Raw genomic sequence first — 16,774 nt, 5'->3', positions numbered from 1 at the left:
CGCGGATGAATGGTGAGCCGGTGGCGAACCAGAATGCCAAGAAATAACCGAATTTTAGGCGGAGCGATCCGCGGACACGCTCTGACGGACGACGCCATATGCTGTATTTTTCGCGCTTCAAGATGATCCTGATCTGGGTGGCCGTGGCCATCACGGTGATCCTCGCCGCGCCCAATCTCATCCCCGCAAGCACTTTGGCCAAGCTTCCCGATTGGGTGCCGAAGCGGCAGATGACGCTCGGCCTCGATCTGCAGGGCGGCTCGCACATCCTGCTGGAGATGAATCAGAACGATCTGATCAAGGACCGGTTGGAGACGACGCGCGACGAAATCCGCACGCTGCTGCGTGACGCCAAGATCGGCTACACCGGCCTCGCCGGCACCGGACGTGTCTTGCAGGTCCGTATCACCGATCCCGCCCAGATCGATGCCGCCAAGACGGCGCTGAAGACGCTGACCGATCCGGTCGCTGCCGGCCTGTTCACCGGCGGCTCCATCCAGGAAATGACGCTCGATGATTCCGAGCCCGGCCTGCTCAAGTTCAACGTCACCGACGCCGGCATCAAATATCGCACATCGACGGCGCTGACGCAGTCGATCGAGGTGGTCGAGCGCCGCGTCAACGAACTCGGCACGACCGAACCTATCGTGCAGCGACAGGGCGACGACCGTATCCTTGTCCAGGTGCCGGGTCTTCAGGACCCGCAAAGGCTGAAGGAAATCCTCGGCCAGACCGCCAAGCTGACCTTCCAGATGGTCGACCAGTCGATGCCGGTGCAGGATGCCCTCAACGGCCGTCCGCCAGCCGGCTCGTCGGTGCTGTACTCGCAGGACGATCCGCCGGTTCCGTATCTGATCGAAAATCGCGTCATCGTCTCGGGCGAAAACCTCGTTGACGCACAGGCGACATACAATTCGCAGAACAACGAGCCGGTGGTGTCGTTCCGCTTTGATTCGAAAGGGGCGGCGCGCTTCGGCCAGGCCACTGCGCAGAATGTCGGCAAGCTGTTCGCCATCATCCTCGACAACCAGGTGATTTCGGCGCCGCAGATCCGCGAGCCGATCCTCGGCGGCACCGGCCAGATATCCGGCAACTTCACCGCCCAGAGCGCCAACGACCTTGCGGTGCTGCTGCGCGCCGGTGCGTTGCCCGCAACGCTTACGGTCATCGAAGAACGCACGGTGGGTCCGGGCCTTGGCCAGGATTCGATCCATGCCGGCAAGGTCGCCGGCATCATCGGTTCTATCCTCGTCGTCGCCTTCATGTTCGTCGCCTACGGCTTCCTCGGCTTCCTGGCCAACATCGCGCTGGCGGTGCACGTGGCGATGATCGTCGGCGTGCTCTCGTTGCTTGGCGCGACGCTGACCTTGCCTGGTATCGCCGGTATCGTGCTGACCATCGGCATGGCGGTCGATTCCAACGTGCTGATCTACGAACGAATCCGCGAGGAGCGACGCGCCGGCCGCTCCGTGATCCAGGCGATCGATACCGGTTTCACCAAGGCGCTGGCGACCATCGTCGATTCCAACATCACTTCGCTGATCGCCACCGTGGTGCTGTTCTATCTCGGTACCGGGCCGGTGAAGGGCTTTGCCATCACTTATGCCATCGGCATCCTGACGACCGTGTTCACCGCTTTCACCTTCACCCGGCTGCTGGTCTCGATCTGGCTGCGCCGGGCTCGCCCGAAGGAACTGCCGCGCGCGCCGGTGACCTTCGTTCCGCCCGGCACGAAAATTCCGTTCATGGGCATCCGTCGCTGGACGTTCACGCTGTCAAGCGCACTGTCGATCCTCTCGGTGGTGATGTTCATGACCGTCGGCATCAATTACGGCATCGATTTCAAGGGCGGTTCGCTGATCGAGGTACAGGCCAAGAGCGGCAATGCCGACCTCGCCGACCTCCGCTCGCGCCTGACCGAGCTCAACATCGGCGAAGTCCAGGTTCAGCAGTTCGGTACGCCCAACGACGTGTTGATCCGCGTCGGCACGCAGGATGGCGGCGAGAATGCCGAGCAGACCGTCATCGACAAGGTGCGCGGCGAACTGCAGGACAATTATGACTTCCGCCGCGTGGAAGTGGTGGGACCGACAGTCTCCGGAGAACTCGCCAAGCAAGGCACCATCGCCATGCTGATCGCGCTGCTCGGCATCCTGGTCTATGTCTGGTTCCGCTTCGAATGGCAGTTCGCGGTCGGCGCCATCGTGGCGACGGTGCACGATGTGGTCATGACACTTGGCTTCTTCGTCATCACCGGGCTGGAGTTCAACCAGTCGTCACTGGCGGCGATCCTGACCATCATCGGCTATTCGCTGAATGACACGATCGTGGTCTATGACCGTGTTCGCGAGGATCTGCGAAAATACAAGCGGATGCCGCTGCCGCAACTGTTGAACAACGCCATCAACGAGACTCTGTCGAGGACGACACTGACATCGGTGACGACGATCCTGGCGCTGCTGGCGCTGGTGCTGTTCGGCGGCGAGGTGATCCGCTCGTTCACCATGGCCATGCTGTTCGGCGTCGTCTTCGGCACCTATTCCTCGATCTTCATCGCCGCACCGCTGCTGATCCTATTCAAGCTGCGGCCGCAGGCTACGGCCGACGAGGAGAAGCCGGTCAATGGCGGCAAGGCGGTCGCGACCTGACGCGCCGCCCCGAAGGGGTACAACGGTGACCAGCAAAGGCATCGTCGTCCGCGAGGCGCATTTTCCGGGCCGCGCGCCGATCGAAGCCTATGGCAATGGCGGGTTCCGCTTTGCCGACATGTCGCATCGCGGTTCGCTCATGTGCCTGCCATCCGGCATCCATGGCTGGGAACCGGCTGATCCCCTGGCGCTGACGGTGGCGGATTTCGACAGGCTGCTGGCTGAGGCCGACAAGGTCGAAATCCTGCTGGTCGGCATGGGCAGGGATCTCAGGCCATTGCCCGCCGCATTGCGGGCCGCGCTGAAGGCCGCCGGCATTGCATCCGACCCGATGTCGACGGGGGCCGCGGTGCGGACCTACAATGTCCTTCTGGCGGAAGAGCGCGCGGTGGCCGCGGCGCTCATTGCCGTCGATTGACATGTCTCGAAGCGCTGAAATCGTCATGGACGCGGTGCGCGTCGCCGACCATGATCGCTATCTGACCGCGCTCTACGCGCCCGACGACAAGCGCGACGCGCTGTTTTCGCTCTACGCCTTCAATGCCGAGATCGCAGGCATCCGCGATCGCATCCATGAAGCGTTGCCGGGCGAGGTGAGGCTGCAATGGTGGCGCGATGTCATTGCCGCCGGCGGCGAGGCCGGCGCCGGCCATCCCACTGCCGAAGCCTTGAACGCCACGATAGCGACGTTCGGCCTCCCGGAGCCGGCCTTCGAGAACATGCTCGATGCGCGCATCTTCGACCTCTACGACGACCCGATGCCGTCGCGCATCGATCTGGAAGGCTATTGCGGCGAGACGGCCGCAGCACTCATCCAGCTTGCGGCGATGGTGCTCGATCCTGTCGAGGCGCCGCGCTTTGCCGATCTGGCGGGCAGGGCAGGCTGTGCGCAGGCGATGACCGGCCTGCTGCTGCTGTTGCCGCTGCATCGCCGGCGCGGACAGTGTTTTGTCCCGGCCGATATCCTTGCAGCGGCCGGCTCTTCGCCGCAGGAGTTCGTTGCCGGTGATGGCGGACCCGGCGCCAAACGCGCGGTGGCGGCGATGATGGCGCTGGCACGGGAACATCTTTCCGCCTTCGAGCGAGGCGCTCCGGCTCTGCCTGTATCGCTGCGTCCGGCATTCCTGCCGCTCGCCCTGTCACGTGCCTATCTCGGCAAGATGGAGAATGGTTCGCCGCTCGAAGGCGTGGCGCGGCTGTCGGCCTTGCGCCGGCATTGGCTGCTGCTGCGTCGCGCGAGCAAGGGCTGGCCTGCGCTTTGACGTAAACGTCAACATGTCCCGACCAGCGCGTCGACGACTGCCGGCGCCTCTGAGGCGGTCTCCCTTGAGAAATGAGCGCAGACATACACCCCATGTGGATGTAACGGGTTCAGCCGGGCTTGGATGTTCCAAGACGGCGCCAGCGAATAGAGCGTCTTCATGAAATCGAGGAGGAACTGTTCCATGTAGGGGCCCTGAAGGCGCTTTACAGCAATAATCCTCTTCAAACTTCTATCGCGGTTCTCATTGTTACCCTCGTTGTCAACCACCCAGCCCTTCCCGCCGTGGGCTGGCCGCTCAATGCTTCAAGCGCCGGTATATGTGTGCCGCGCAACTTCTGCAGGTTGTTGCATTTGACGTAGACGCTCCAGATGATTTCATATTCACCGGTGAACGGTTCTTCACTTGGCGGGAGCCCCGGCGGCAAAAGCTGGGGCAGGCTTAGCCATAGACTACTCCGCCGCTTCGGCCGTTTCTGTTTGTGCCGGAAGTCCCAGCCACTCCCTACAATCGGCGCGTGCGCGCGAGGTGATGGCGTGGCGCTTGGCGACGGTCTTGTCCTTGCCGCGCATGCGCTTGCCCTCGGTCTTCGGCGCTTCCACAGGCGGGAACAGGCCGAAATTGACATTCATCGGCTGGAAGGAGCGCTTTCCCGGCTCGTCATCCGAAACGATGTGGCCGCCTGTGATGTGGTTGAGCAGCGCGCCGAAGGCCGTGGTCAGCGGCGGCAGCGACGGCGCATGGCCGAGCCTTTCCGCGGCGGCGAAACGGCCGGCGAGCAGGCCGATCGCGGCACTCTCGACATAGCCCTCGCAGCCGGTGATCTGGCCGGCAAAACGCAGGCCGGGGCGCGACTTCAGCTGCAGCGAAGCGTCGAGCAAGGTCGGCGAGTTGATGTAGGTGTTGCGGTGCAGGCCGCCGAGGCGGGCGAAATCGGCGTTTTCGAGACCTGGTATGGTGCGGAACACGCGCACCTGCTCGGCGTGCTTCAGCTTGGTCTGGAAGCCGACCATGTTATAGAGCGTGCCCAGCGCATTGTCCTGCCGCAGCTGGACGACGGCATAGGCCTTCACCGTCGGATTGTGTGCATTGGTCAGCCCCATCGGCTTCATCGGGCCGTAACGGAGCGTCTCGACGCCGCGTTCGGCCATGATCTCAATCGGCAGGCAGCCGTCGAAATAGGGCGTGCCTTCCCATTGCTTGAATTCGGTTTTCTGGCCGTCGACCAGCGCCTGAACGAAGGCAAGGTACTGGTCCTTGTCCATCGGGCAGTTGATGTAGTCCTTACCGGTGCCGCCGGGCCCGACCTTGTCGTAGCGCGACTGGAACCAGCAAATGTCCATGTCGATCGTGTCGAAGTGGACGATCGGCGCGATGGCGTCGAAGAAGGCTAGCGCATCGGCGCCGGTCGCTTCCGCGATCTACTGGGCAAGTGAGGGCGCGGTCAATGGACCCGTGGCGATGATCGCCTGGTCCCAATCCGCCGGCGGCAGGCCCGGCACTTCCTCGCGCTGGATTGATATCAGCGGGTGCGCTTCAAGCCTTTTCGTCACCGCGTCGGCAAATCCGTCGCGGTCGACGGCGAGCGCGCCGCCAGCAGGCACCTGGTTGGCGTCGCCGGCGCTCATGATCAGCGAGCCGGCCAGCCGCATTTCGGCATGCAACAGGCCGACGGCATTGTTGTCGGCGTCGTCGGAGCGGAAGGAGTTCGAACAGACCAGCTCGGCCAGGCTGTCGGTCTTGTGCGCATCGGTGCCGCGAACGGGCCGCATTTCATGCAGGATGACGGGCACGCCGGCCTCGGCTGCCTGCCATGCGGCTTCGGAACCGGCGAGGCCGCCGCCGATGATGTGGATTGGGTTTTTGCTCATGAACGCCGGAATAATCGCTTGGTGCGGCGATTGCAATTGCCGTGCGCGGTGCGGAGCAAACAGCTGCTGATCGGAGCGCCCCTGAAAACAACAACACCCGCCGGGGGAGGAGGTCCGGCGGGTGTCGTTTTTGGGGTCGACCCTCGGGAGGAGGTGAAGGCCGACCATATTCGTCATCGCCGGGGAGGAGGTCGGCTTTGACGAAAACTCTTTCGCTAATTTTGAAAGGGGCGAAACCCTTCTGGGCAAATTTGATTTGCCCGGGGAAACAGCGCCCGCCGCGGGAGGAGGTGCGGCGGGCGCCGTTTTTGTGGTCAACCCTTGGGAGGAGGTAAGGGGTGACCGTATTCGTCAAGGTCGGGGAGGAGGTCGACCCTGCCGAAATTCTGTCTAGATCGCCTGGCGGGCGATGATCTTGATTTCGTCGCGGACGATACCGAGATCATGCAGCTGGCGGTTGGAAAGGCGACCCAGCTCGGTAACCGTCTCGCGATAAACGCGCCAGTTACGATAGTTGCGGATCAGGTTCATTGTCGTTCTCTTTTTCAAAACTGGTTCGGACCATTCGCGGTCCGAAGAATTAGACCGCCTTGCGAGCGACGTAAGGAATGTCGCTGCGGCTGATGCCGAGGTCGGTCAGTTCACGGTTGCTCAGGCGGCTCAGCTCGGACACGGTGTCCCTGTAGCGGCGCCAGTTGCGGTAGTTGCGGATCAGGTTCATGGTAGTTCTCGTTTCGTCTTTCTTGCGGATCATTCCGTTTGTGTACGAACTATAAATAGGCGGACCCATATCGATTTAAAAGCGCTATGGCTGCATGGCAGCAATGCAAATTGTGCAATGCAGCATTAACGGGCGTTCACGGACCTGACACAAAGAAACCCGAATCGGAAAATGCCGCCGCGTCAACGATTTGACCGGATCGGCTGAAAAAAGACCAAACGTGGGGGAGACACAGCATGGCGGGGTATTCGTCGCGAGTCAGGGCGGATATCGCGCGTTGGCTGCAGGCCGGGCTGATTGACGCCGCCACAGCCGATTCGCTTTCGCGCAATGTCGAGGCCAACGCGCGCGAGTCGCTCAGCTTCGGCTCTATCCTGGCAATGATGGCCGCTTTGCTTTTCGGCGCCGCCATCCTGATTTTCGTCGCCGCCAACTGGGACGCCATCCCGCGGCTGGCACGCGTGGTGGCACTGTTTGCCGTCATCCTCGGCGGCTATGTCGGCGGCGCGGTGCTGAAGACCCGCGACCATGCGGCGCTCGGCGAAGCGCTGTGGATCGTGGCGGCCGCGGCTTTCGGCGGCTCGATCGCGCTGATCGGCCAGATGTATCATCTCTCGGGCGACGAGGCGTCTGCTCTGGTCACCTGGGGCGCCGGCACGGCGCTGGCGGCGGTTGCGCTGCGTTCGAATCCGCTGACGGTCGCTTCGGTCGGCATCGCCGATGCCTGGCTGTTCCTCAAAGGCTTCGACTACTACAGCCGCAGCGAATTTCCGCATGCCTTCGTGATCATGGCGATCGTACTGTTTGCCGTCTCGTTCTGGACCCGCAGCCAGGCGGCGCGCCACCTGATCATCCTGTCGGTTCTGTTTTATCTTGTGCTGCTCGTCACCAACCACGACACGCTGCAGGTGGCTATCCCGCTGGTCGTCGTCTCGGCGCTGCTGTTCGCGGCCTCGGTCTTCGTGCCGGATCCGGTCGACCGGGTCGTGCAGCTCGGCGGCCGCTTGCCCTTGCACGCACTGCTCGGCTTCCTCACCGGCCTGGCGATGATCCAGTTCGAACTCGCCGACGAGAGCACCTACAACAGCGGTTTTGCCCTCGCTTCGGTGATCGCGCTGGGCGGCATCGTCGGGGCAATCGTGCTGGCGGGACGGGAGAGCCGTGGGCTGCGCTGGTTTGCCTATCTTGGCTTCGCCTTCGAACTCGCCATCATCTATGTGGTGACCTTGCAATCGATGCTCGATACAGCCGGCTTCTTCCTGGCCGCCGCAGTGCTGCTCGGCATCCTTGCGATCGTCATCATCCGCGTGGAAAAGCGTATGAAAGGTCCAGATGCCAAAGGAGCCACGGCATGATCACCGGGAAAAGGCTTGTCATCTCGGCACTGCTGCTGGCGCTCGTCCAGATCGGCTTCCTGAGCTGGATCATCGCCGGCCGCGCGGCGATCCTGCGCAACGGCAAAGAGGTGCTTCTGAAGATCGAGCCCGTCGATCCGCGCGACCTCCTGCGCGGCGATTATATTATCCTGGGCTACGATATTTCGCGCATACCGGTGAAAATGATCGCCAACATTCCGCCCGACAAGTTTTCCAGCGACGACACCTCGATTGTCGTGCGCCTGAAGAAGGGCTCCGACGGCTATTGGCAGCCGACGACAGCCTGGTTCGGCAAGGCGCCGAAGCCGGCCGCTGCGGACGAGGCCGATATTTTAGGCCACATCGCCGAGGGCTGGGATCTTCGCGGCGAAGGGATGACCATCGCGCCGGACTATGGCATCGAACGCTTCTATCTGCCGGAAGGCGAGGGGATGGCGATCCAGAACGACATGCGGGTGCGGCCATTCGGCATCCGTCTTGCGCTCGCCGGCGACGGCACCGCGCAGATCAAGGCGCTGGTGGACGGCGACAAGACGCTGTTCGAGGAACCACTCTACTAAGTCCCTTATTTGCAGTGGTGTGAAACATGCCAGTTAGCCTGTCGACGCGTGAGGACATCAACCTCGACACTGTTTTCCGCGTCGCCTGGAAGAAGGACACGGTGGACATCGACGAGAAGGCCTTGCAGCGCATCGCCGAATGCCGCGCCTCGTTTCTCAGGCTGATTGAATCCGATCCGCCACCGGTCATCTATGGCGTCACCACCGCCATGGGAGAGCTGGCGAGCCGCAAGCTCGAACTCGACGAGCGGGATCGCCATGCGCGCATCAAGGCGTTTGCCGCCGCCACCTCGTTCGGCGATCCCTTGCCGGATCGCGTGGTCAGGGCGATCGTGCTTGCCCGCCTGACGAACTTCATCGAGGGCAACGCCGCCACCTCGCCACGCATCGCGCTTGCCGTGGCCGCAATGCTCAATGGTGGGCCGATGCCAACAGTGCCGGCCTCGGGCCAGGGCGGCGCCGGCGAAATCCTGGCGCTCTATCCGCTGTTTGCCGAGCTTTCGACGCGCTTCGATCTCGAGGTCAAGGAACGCGGCTCGCTGATCAACGGCTCGCCCTGCGCTGCAGCCCTCGTAGCGGACGCGGCGCTCGCGGCGCGCCGCCGGATCCGCATGGCGCAAAAAGTGTTCGCGCTGTCGATCGAGGCGTTTCGCGCCCCGCTCGAACACTATGACGCCGCCCTCGATACGCTCTGGGGTGATGAGCATGAGGCCGCGGCCCTGCAGGGTTTGCGGGAATTTCTGGTTGGCGCCGGCGATGGGCGACGCAATTATCAGGCGCCGGTCAGCTACCGCATCGTGCCGCGCGTCCTCGGCCAGGCGCATCGTGCGCTGTCGTCGGCCGAGCGGGCAGCCAATGTGTCGCTGGCCTCTATATCGGACAATCCGGTCTATATCCCGCCCGAAGATGCACATCCGCTCGGCCGCTGCATCTCGACCGGCGGCTATCACAACGCCATGGCGACGCCGGCGCTGGATGATCTGGCGGCGATATGGGCCGACATCTGCCTGCTTTGTGATCGCCACGCCTCCAAGCTGCTCAACGGCAAGGTGTCGCTGCTGCCCGATCTTCTGATGACCGGACGACACTCGGCCGACAGCGATGGCCACGGCAATGTCGGCTACGTGCCGATGGCGATCACCGGCTATCTCGAGCAGGCCAAGCTGGCGGCGCAACGTACCTTCATTCCGGGCACGGAATCGGCCGGTGCGGGGCAGGACGACGTCGCCACGACGGCATTCTTCGCATGGACCAAGGAAGCGACCGCCGGCCGCTGCGTCGATGCCGCCATGGCGATGCTGGCGATGATCGCCTCGCAGGCGCTGCACGTCACCGAACGGACGCCGCCGCCGGCACTGCGCTCCTTCGTCGATCAAATCAGAGCTATCGTGCCGCCTGTCGGTGCCGATCGTGTGCTGGGGCCTGAGCTTGCCAGGCTGGCGGAATGGTTCACACAGAAAGTGTTCGAGGCGTAGAGATGCCAACAAGCCCTGGCTGGTGAAATTGGTGCGCCTGAACGGATGAAATTCGAACCTGCCGAGCTTCAGGTGGCCTGCCACCCGAAGCTCGAAGAGCGAAGGGTGGTGCGGACGACGGGAATCGAACCCGTACGATCAGAGATCGAGGGATTTTAAGTCCCTTGCGTCTACCAATTCCGCCACGTCCGCAGGCCAGCCCTTTTCAGACGCCTGACACAGGCCGTCAAGTCGTGTTGTTGAGCGTTCGCCGAACGTGCAAACAGACGGGGCGGCTTGATGATACTGGCGCGATCACGGAATTATCGGCGCGGCGGGTAGTGGTAGGATGCCTGTGTGGTGGATTTGATCTGCCAAGGCCGGCGCCTCTCAGGCCCAACCCATTCCCCCCGCCCACTGGGAGCGTCGGCCACCCTTTCATGAAAGAGCCCTTTGAGTGGTTGCCTGGTCCGGCAGCGTCGCGATTGTGGCCCTGCTCAGAACTTGTAGCTCAAATTGATGCCTACCGTGTTGAGCTTCACGTTCTGATCGCGATCGTTGAAGGGTTCCGCCACGTCGTAGTGCTCGGAGCCGAAATCATAGTAGCGATACTGTGCGCCGACGACGAACTTGTCGGTCAACGCGTAGTCGACGCCGGCACCCACGGTCCAGCCGACATTCGTGCGCGTGCTGGCGAACGCCGGACCCGCGACTTGCGATGTTTCGATGCCGGCAAAGGCGACGCCGCCAATGCCGTAGACCAGCAGGCGATCCATGGCGTAGCCGGCCTTGGCGTTGACCGACCCGAACCACTTGATGTCGGTGCCGAATGTGCTTCCCAGCGCCGATACCGTCGTGCCGCCGACCGAGGAATAGTTGAGGTCCGCCTCGGCGCCGAGCACCGCCTGGTTGAACTGCCACAGGCCTGCGACATGGCCGCCGACAAAACCGCCGTCAATGTCGGGCGCGATGGAAAACGGCGCGCCTTCTGTCACCGATATATCGGATTGGCCCCAGCCATAGCCGGCCTGCAGACCAGCGTAGTAGCCCGTCCAGTCGAAGCCGGGCGCGGTCATAGGCACGTCGACCGCTGGGTCGGCTGCAAAAGCCGGCATGGCCAGAACGGCAAGAAAACCGGCACTTGCGACTATCAGTCGACGCATCGAACTCCCCAAATGACGATTCAGAAAGGTCCTCGCCAGAAGGATAACCGCATTCGCCGCAATCGCAATCCCCCTGTCGCCGCACAGAATCCTCTATTTGGCGTCGATGAAGTCCAGCACAGCCTGGTTATATTCGTCCGGCGCTTGCAGCATGGCGAAATGACTGGCGTTGGGCAGGATAATCAGCTTCGCGCCCGGGATGACGGAGGCGATATATTCGGTGTGTTCGCGCTTGATCGCTTCGTCATGGTCGCCGGCAACGATCGCCGTCGGCGTGGTTATCTCAGCGAGCTGCTCCTTGGTCCACGCCGGCTCGGTCTCCCACATATGGCTCATCTGCGCCACGAAGGCGTCATACTGGTCCGGTGTTTTCGACATCTTCTTGTATTCGCGGCCGGAGCGGTCGATGTAGGCGGCAAAGGTCTTGTTGGTCATCACGCCCGGATCGACGCCGTCGGTGGTTACGTTGGCGGCTTGCGCAAAGAGCCTTGTCAGCCGCTCTGGATGATGCAGTGCGATGTCGATACCGATAATTCCGCCATCGCTCCAGCCGACGAGCGCGGTCTTGTCGATCTTCAGGTGATCGAGCAGCGCCAGATAGTCCGACGCCATCAAGTCATAGCCATAGGGCTGCTCGGTGCGGGTGGAGCGGCCGTGACCACGGCTGTCGGCGACTATCACCTTGTGCGTCTTGGAAAACGTGGCCACCTGGCTGGCCCAGATGTCGGCGTGGCCGAGGCCACCATGGATGAGCAGCACGGGGTCACCCACTCCGAAAACGGCGTAGTACATCTGGATGCCGTTCACCGGCGCATATCCGCTCTGATCGGGTTTGGGCATGGCTGCAGGCTCCGGCAAGGTCTGCCAACGTTCCTCGGCGGCGGCAAAAGCGCTCGAGGCGGCGAACAAGATGACGATGGCGAACACTTTGCAAAAACGGGTCATGTTTTCCCCTTACGGCTCGGTCCGTAGCCAGAATCGCGCTTTGGCCAGATTAGTCAACAAGCTCAGTCTGCCGCGGTGTGTTGGCCCGACGGCTCTGGCGGCGCCCGCCGACATTTGCGAGACTGGCGACAACCGAAGGAATCGCCAATGACGAAAGCAACGCCCGCAAAACCCAGACCGTGGACCGAGATGGCGACACATCTGGTCGATGTCGCCATGGGGCGCAAACCCGCTGACCTGGTCGTCCGCAACGGCCGTTGGGTGAACGTCCATTCGGGCGAGATCATCGCCGGCACCGACATCGCCATCGCCGGCGGTCGTTTCGCTTATTGCGGGCCGAACGCCAGCCATGCCATCGGCCAGGGCACCAAGGTGGTCGACGCCGGCGGGCGCTATCTGGTGCCCGGCCTCTGCGACGCGCATATGCATGTCGAGAGCGGCATGGTGACGGTGACCGAGTTCTGCCGGGCCGTTATTCCGCACGGCACTACCTCTATGTTCATCGACCCGCACGAGATCGCCAATGTGCTTGGCCTGCCCGGCGTGCGGCTGATGCATGACGAGGCCGTCGCCATGCCCATCAACGTGCATGTGCAGATGCCGTCCTGCGTGCCCTCGGCGCCCGGGCTGGAACATGCAGGCGCCGAGTTGACGGTCGCCGATGTCGCGGAGGCAATGAGCTGGGAAAACATCATCGGTCTTGGCGAAGTGATGAATTTCCCCGGCGTCGCCGCCAACGATCCTGTCATGTCGGGCGAGATCGCCGCAACGGTGAAAGCGGGGAAAACGGTCGGCGGCCACTACGCCTCGCGCGATCTCGGCCTGCCGTTCCATGGCTATGCCGCCGGCGGTCCCGAGGACGATCATGAGGGCACACGCGCCGAGGATGCCATCGCCCGTGTGCGCCAGGGCATGAAGGCGATGCTGCGGCTCGGCTCGGCCTGGTACGACGTCGCCTCGCAGATCAAGGCGGTGACGGAGAGCGGCATCGACCCGCGCAATTTCATCCTGTGCACCGACGACAGCCATTCCGGCACGCTGGTCCAGGAAGGCCATATGGACCGCGTGGTGCGCCACGCCATCCAACAGGGGTTGAAGCCGGTGACGGCGATTCAGATGGCGACGCTCAACACCGCCCAGCATTTCAGACTGGAGCGCGAGATCGGCTCGATCGCGCCGGGCCGGCTGGCCGACCTGCTGATCGTATCGGATCTCGCCGCAATGACCATCGACGAGGTCTATGCACGCGGCATCAGGCTGGCCAAGGGCGGCAAGCTCGAAATCGATATTCCGGCCTATGATTACCCGAAGACGGCGAAGAACACCGTCAAGCTTGGCAAGAAGCTGAAGGGCGGCGACTTCGATATCGTTGCTCCCAAAGGCGCCAACGAGGTGCGGGTGCGTGTCATCGGCGTCATCGAGAACCAGGCGCCGACGCGGGCACTGGAGGCCGATCTGCCGGTCGAGGACGGACTGGTCGCCATGGATCGCCGCAACGACATCTGCCAGATCGCGCTGGTCGAGCGCCACCGGGGCACGGGTGGCGTCACCAACGCCTTCGTCTCCGGCTTCGGCTACATGGGCGACTGCGCCATGGCGTCCAGCGTGGCGCATGACGCCCACCACATCATCTGCGTCGGCACCAACAAGCAGGACATGGCGCTGGCCGTAAACCGTCTGGGCGAGGTCGGTGGCGGCGTCGTGCTGTTCTCCAAAGGCAAGGAACTGGCGCTGGTCGAAATGCCGATCGCCGGGCTGATGTCGGACGAGCGGGCGGAAATCGTCGCGGCCAAGGCCGAGAAGCTCACCGAGGCGATGCGCAAGATGGGCTGTTCGCTGAACAACGCCTACATGCAGCACTCGCTGCTGGCGCTGGTCGTCATTCCCGAACTCAGGATTTCCGATGTCGGCCTGATCGACGTGACGACATTCCAGAAGGTCGATCTGTTCGTCTAGGATTGTTGATATTCAGGCCATGCCGGCCTGCAAGTAGCGATTTTCTGCGCTTCCGGTGCTCACGTACTTAAGTACGCTCCGCTCCGGTTCTCGAAAACCACCACTTTCGGCTCGGCCTGACCCGAATCTCAACAATCCTAGGGCCAATGTCGCCCGCCGGTTCACCCGCCGGTGGCGATGGTCAGCACCTTGAACGGCGTGGTGATGACGATCTCGGCGACCGAGCCGACGGCCTTTCCGAGGCCCTGGCCGAGATTGTTGAGCTGAGTCGGGACGGGCTCGTCCGAGGCAAGGCCGGCAGGCGCCCGCAGCCGGTCGCCCAGCAGTTGCACCAGCATCGGGTTGTCGGCGAATTTGGCGTGGTTGAGGCGGTCACCGCCCTTGGCCTGGGAAAGGTCGACCACCGACACGCCATAGCTGGCGAGGTCGGCCGCATCGCCGTAATCCCCGACGCGCGGCTTATCGCCCGAGATCAGGGAGGACAGCTTGAGAGCCCGGTCATCCGCCGAGAGCAGGATGGCGAATGGCTTGTCGGGTTTGCCGTAACGGATCATCTGTTTCTTGAACACGTCGACATCGATGTCGGGCGAGGCCAGGATGACGTAGCCGAGTTTATCGTCGAGATCGCGATCGCCGGTGATGGCAAGCTGGCGCAGCGCCTCCATGGTCACCCAGGTCCCCATCGAATGGGCGATGATGTCGATGCTCTTGACCTTGGTCTTGGCCAGCATCCTGAGCGTCGCCTCGAGGTCGTCGCGCGCTGCGTTGGCGCTTTCCTTGTCGTAGATGTAACCCGTGGTCTTGCCGCTCGAAGCCCACGAGAACAGCACCGGCGTGCCGGGATATTTCGTGTCGTGGGCGATCTGCGTCAGCCGGTAGATGCCGTCGTCGAAACCGTTGTTGAAGCCGTGCACGAAAACCAGCGCACGGTCGCCGCGCATGGCGATGTCGGCGCCGACCGCCTTGGCGAATTGCGGCGCGCCTTCATAGAAGGTGACGTCCTTGGCGGTGAAATCCTTGGCCGGATTGCTGTTCGCGGATTCCTTGGCCCGCTCGATGGCGCCGACCTGATGGTTTTTCGGGACGGTGACGTCGACACGGGCAAAGCTGGTGGTCAGCGAGCGATCGCCGTCGAACACCTGTCGCGGGTCTTTTGTTGCCCTCTGGCGTGTCGTGGCGACGAAGATCTCATGCGTGGCCGCGATGTCGGAAGCGGGCACCGTGACCGTCGTCCTGTTGAGCAGGTCGTGCGTTTTCCCGCCGGCGCAGCCGGTGACAGCGAGCGTCAATGCAACGACGAGATAACTCTTCGAACGCATGGTCATACGCCGGCTCCCGCAAAGGGGGACGTCAAACGCATGACGTCGCTGGCTATTCCGATAAGGCCGGAGACCGGCGCGGTCCAGTTCAAAGTGAATCGATACATCCGCAGTGGTGAACAGGCACGGCGAAAACCGCGGGACCGCATCTATTGTCCAAGCAGGCCGATACGATCGGTCACGTCACGGTCGCTGGCAAAGCCGTCATCCTCGCGCAGCCGCTGTCCGATCATCTTCACCAGCGTCGGATTGTCGGCGAACTTCGTATGGTTGAAGCTGTCCGATCCCTTGACCTTGGACAGGTCGACGACCGTCACGCCATAGGAGGCAAGATCGGCGGCATCCTTGTAGTCGCCGACGCGCGGCCGTGAACCGGCGATCAGGCCGGAGAGCCGCAGCGCGCGGTCGTCGTCCGACAACAGCAGGATGAATGGCTTGTCGGGCTTGCCATAGCGCCGCATCTGGCTCTTGAACACGTCGACATCGATGTCGGGCGAGGCCAGCACCACGTCGCCGAGCTTGCCGCCGAGGTCGCGGTCGCCGGTGATGGCCATCTGGCGCAGCGTTTCCATGGTGACCCAGGTTCCGAGCGAATGCGCGACGATGTCGATGCGCCGCGCGCCGGACTGCTCCAGCATCCTGAGCGTCACCTCCAACTGGTCGCGGGCAGCGCTGGCGCTTTCCTTGTCGTAGACGTAGTCGGTGGTCCTGGCGCCCGATGCCCAGGAAAACAGCACTGGTGTGCCGGGATAGCCGGAATCATGGACGATCTGGGTCAGGCGATAGACGGCGGCATCGAAGCCGGTGTTGTAGCCATGCACGAAGACCATGACGCGGCCGCCACGCGCCGCGATGTCGGCGTTGAGCGCGCTGGAGAATTTCGGCTGCGTGTCGTAGCCGACGACCTCGGAAGCCATGAAATATTTCGCCGGGTCGTCCGACTTGCCGCGCGAGCGGCGCTCGATCTGACCTGTCTTGTGAAGCCCCGGAACGGTGACGTTGACGCGGGCATAGTTCAGCGTCGCCGAGCGTTCGCCGTCGAAAACCTTGTTGGGATCGTCGGATTTCTTGCGCGTCGTGGCGATGAAGATCGAGTGGTTGCCGGCAATCTCCGTCACCGGCGCGGACACCATGGCGCTGCCCAGCAATTCCTGTGTTTGCTGGCCGGCGCAGCCGGAGACGAACAAGGCCAGGACAACGGTAAAAATCTTCTTCAAAGGCACGCCTGAATTTCCAACTCCGGCCGAAAGGCCTGTCTATCCTCACGATACCTCCCGGACAGGCAGAGTGCGGCAGAACTAAGTCATGTCCAGTCGAAATGTGATCGGCGCCCCGCTGCGGGCATCGCAGTGTTGCGCGAAAGCCAAAATGGCGGAAAACGCCTGCGTGATCCGCGCAATAAGCGCCGTCGCCGCCGGCCTTCCAATTCCCGCAGAGATAGCGATTTCAAGCCGCCCGGTGCGAGGGGGCATTAGAATGCACCCGCAAGTAGCTGAAAG

13 protein-coding genes, 1 tRNA gene and 1 pseudogene are annotated in these 16,774 nt (G+C 62.8%); 7 read left to right on the top strand and 8 right to left on the bottom strand.

Features of this window, described 5'->3' with window-relative positions; all coding sequences use genetic code 11:
- Positions 1–98 precede the first annotated feature (98 nt).
- Genes secDF through NKI69_RS02915 form a run of 3 tightly spaced genes read left to right on the top strand, consistent with a single transcriptional unit; the run spans position 99 to position 3,910 of the window.
- The gene (gene secDF / locus NKI69_RS02925) at positions 99–2,648 is read left to right on the top strand and encodes a protein translocase subunit SecDF (RefSeq protein WP_128304016.1); all 2,550 of its coding nucleotides are present in this window, start codon (positions 99–101) and stop codon (positions 2,646–2,648) included.
- Positions 2,649–2,673: 25 nt separating this feature from the next.
- Positions 2,674–3,066 carry an Mth938-like domain-containing protein gene (locus NKI69_RS02920; protein ID WP_352720010.1) on the top strand — a complete coding sequence of 131 codons (393 nt, stop codon included), beginning with the start codon at positions 2,674–2,676 and terminating at the stop codon, positions 3,064–3,066.
- 1 nt (position 3,067) lies between these two features.
- A complete protein-coding gene (locus NKI69_RS02915; RefSeq protein ID WP_352720008.1) occupies positions 3,068–3,910 on the top strand; it encodes a phytoene/squalene synthase family protein in 843 nt (280 codons plus the stop codon).
- A 452-nt stretch (positions 3,911–4,362) separates the two neighbouring features.
- On the opposite strand, the pseudogene trmFO reads toward NKI69_RS02915, so the two are convergent.
- The 3 genes and pseudogenes from trmFO to NKI69_RS02900 all read right to left on the bottom strand — a co-directional run bounded on the left by trmFO (position 4,363) and on the right by NKI69_RS02900 (position 6,502).
- Positions 4,363–5,781: pseudogene (gene trmFO, locus NKI69_RS02910) on the bottom strand (methylenetetrahydrofolate--tRNA-(uracil(54)-C(5))-methyltransferase (FADH(2)-oxidizing) TrmFO).
- Between the two features lie 390 nt (positions 5,782–6,171).
- The gene (locus tag NKI69_RS02905) at positions 6,172–6,312 is read right to left on the bottom strand and encodes a DUF1127 domain-containing protein (RefSeq protein ID WP_013531314.1); all 141 of its coding nucleotides are present in this window, start codon (positions 6,310–6,312) and stop codon (positions 6,172–6,174) included.
- Positions 6,313–6,361: 49 nt separating this feature from the next.
- The gene (locus NKI69_RS02900; RefSeq protein ID WP_013531315.1) at positions 6,362–6,502 is read right to left on the bottom strand and encodes a DUF1127 domain-containing protein; all 141 of its coding nucleotides are present in this window, start codon (positions 6,500–6,502) and stop codon (positions 6,362–6,364) included.
- A gap of 236 nt (positions 6,503–6,738) precedes the next feature.
- Here NKI69_RS02900 and NKI69_RS02895 point away from each other — a divergent pair, with 236 nt between their 5' ends.
- From NKI69_RS02895 to NKI69_RS02885, 3 genes are read left to right on the top strand one after another with little or no spacing between them, the layout of a single operon-like run.
- Entirely contained in the window at positions 6,739–7,857 is a 1,119-nt protein-coding gene (locus NKI69_RS02895) for a DUF2157 domain-containing protein (RefSeq protein WP_352720006.1), read from the top strand.
- Positions 7,854–8,438 (top strand): GDYXXLXY domain-containing protein, encoded by a 585-nt coding sequence (locus NKI69_RS02890; RefSeq protein WP_352439912.1) that lies wholly within the window; start codon positions 7,854–7,856, stop codon positions 8,436–8,438. The genes NKI69_RS02895 and NKI69_RS02890 overlap by 4 nt, the downstream gene beginning before the upstream one ends.
- A gap of 26 nt (positions 8,439–8,464) precedes the next feature.
- Entirely contained in the window at positions 8,465–9,913 is a 1,449-nt protein-coding gene (locus NKI69_RS02885; protein ID WP_023812169.1) for an aromatic amino acid lyase, read from the top strand.
- Positions 9,914–10,019: 106 nt separating this feature from the next.
- Here the strand turns inward: NKI69_RS02885 and NKI69_RS02880 are convergent.
- The 3 genes from NKI69_RS02880 to NKI69_RS02870 all read right to left on the bottom strand — a co-directional run bounded on the left by NKI69_RS02880 (position 10,020) and on the right by NKI69_RS02870 (position 12,000).
- Positions 10,020–10,105: transfer RNA gene (locus tag NKI69_RS02880), tRNA-Leu, on the bottom strand.
- A gap of 284 nt (positions 10,106–10,389) precedes the next feature.
- Complete coding sequence (locus NKI69_RS02875; RefSeq protein ID WP_352720003.1) at positions 10,390–11,055, bottom strand: outer membrane protein; 666 nt, start codon at positions 11,053–11,055, stop codon at positions 10,390–10,392.
- Positions 11,056–11,148: 93 nt separating this feature from the next.
- A complete protein-coding gene (locus NKI69_RS02870; protein ID WP_352720001.1) occupies positions 11,149–12,000 on the bottom strand; it encodes an alpha/beta fold hydrolase in 852 nt (283 codons plus the stop codon).
- 147 nt (positions 12,001–12,147) lie between these two features.
- Between NKI69_RS02870 and ade the strand changes: the two genes are divergently transcribed.
- Positions 12,148–13,956, top strand: a complete 1,809-nt coding sequence (ade, locus tag NKI69_RS02865) for an adenine deaminase (protein ID WP_352719999.1) — start codon at positions 12,148–12,150, stop codon at positions 13,954–13,956.
- Between the two features lie 161 nt (positions 13,957–14,117).
- Here ade and NKI69_RS02860 read toward each other — a convergent pair whose 3' ends face one another.
- Together NKI69_RS02860 and NKI69_RS02855 are read right to left on the bottom strand one after the other, a co-directional pair.
- The gene (locus NKI69_RS02860) at positions 14,118–15,281 is read right to left on the bottom strand and encodes an alpha/beta hydrolase (RefSeq protein WP_352719997.1); all 1,164 of its coding nucleotides are present in this window, start codon (positions 15,279–15,281) and stop codon (positions 14,118–14,120) included.
- A 143-nt stretch (positions 15,282–15,424) separates the two neighbouring features.
- Positions 15,425–16,498, bottom strand: a complete 1,074-nt coding sequence (locus NKI69_RS02855) for an alpha/beta hydrolase (protein ID WP_352609631.1) — start codon at positions 16,496–16,498, stop codon at positions 15,425–15,427.
- Between the last annotated feature and the right edge of the window lie 276 nt (positions 16,499–16,774).

This window comes from Mesorhizobium sp. M0491 (assembly GCF_040321265.1).
In the GTDB taxonomy this organism is placed as follows: domain Bacteria; phylum Pseudomonadota; class Alphaproteobacteria; order Rhizobiales; family Rhizobiaceae; genus Mesorhizobium.
Note: the sequence above shows the minus strand (reverse complement) of the source record. Positions and strands in the feature narration are given on the sequence as shown.

Excerpts from the sequence above, each read along its gene's own strand:
- NKI69_RS02895 (WP_352720006.1), top strand. The coding sequence starts at position 6,739 with ATGGCGGGGTATTCGTCGCGAGTCAGGGCGGATATCGCGCGTTGGCTG.
- NKI69_RS02915 (WP_352720008.1), top strand. The coding sequence starts at position 3,068 with ATGTCTCGAAGCGCTGAAATCGTCATGGACGCGGTGCGCGTCGCCGAC.
- NKI69_RS02860 (WP_352719997.1), bottom strand. The coding sequence starts at position 15,281 with ATGACCATGCGTTCGAAGAGTTATCTCGTCGTTGCATTGACGCTCGCT.
- NKI69_RS02875 (WP_352720003.1), bottom strand. The coding sequence starts at position 11,055 with ATGCGTCGACTGATAGTCGCAAGTGCCGGTTTTCTTGCCGTTCTGGCC.
- ade (WP_352719999.1), top strand. The coding sequence starts at position 12,148 with ATGACGAAAGCAACGCCCGCAAAACCCAGACCGTGGACCGAGATGGCG.
- secDF (WP_128304016.1), top strand. The coding sequence starts at position 99 with ATGCTGTATTTTTCGCGCTTCAAGATGATCCTGATCTGGGTGGCCGTG.
- NKI69_RS02890 (WP_352439912.1), top strand. The coding sequence starts at position 7,854 with ATGATCACCGGGAAAAGGCTTGTCATCTCGGCACTGCTGCTGGCGCTC.
- NKI69_RS02905 (WP_013531314.1), bottom strand. The coding sequence starts at position 6,312 with ATGAACCTGATCCGCAACTATCGTAACTGGCGCGTTTATCGCGAGACG.
- NKI69_RS02870 (WP_352720001.1), bottom strand. The coding sequence starts at position 12,000 with ATGACCCGTTTTTGCAAAGTGTTCGCCATCGTCATCTTGTTCGCCGCC.
- NKI69_RS02900 (WP_013531315.1), bottom strand. The coding sequence starts at position 6,502 with ATGAACCTGATCCGCAACTACCGCAACTGGCGCCGCTACAGGGACACC.
- NKI69_RS02885 (WP_023812169.1), top strand. The coding sequence starts at position 8,465 with ATGCCAGTTAGCCTGTCGACGCGTGAGGACATCAACCTCGACACTGTT.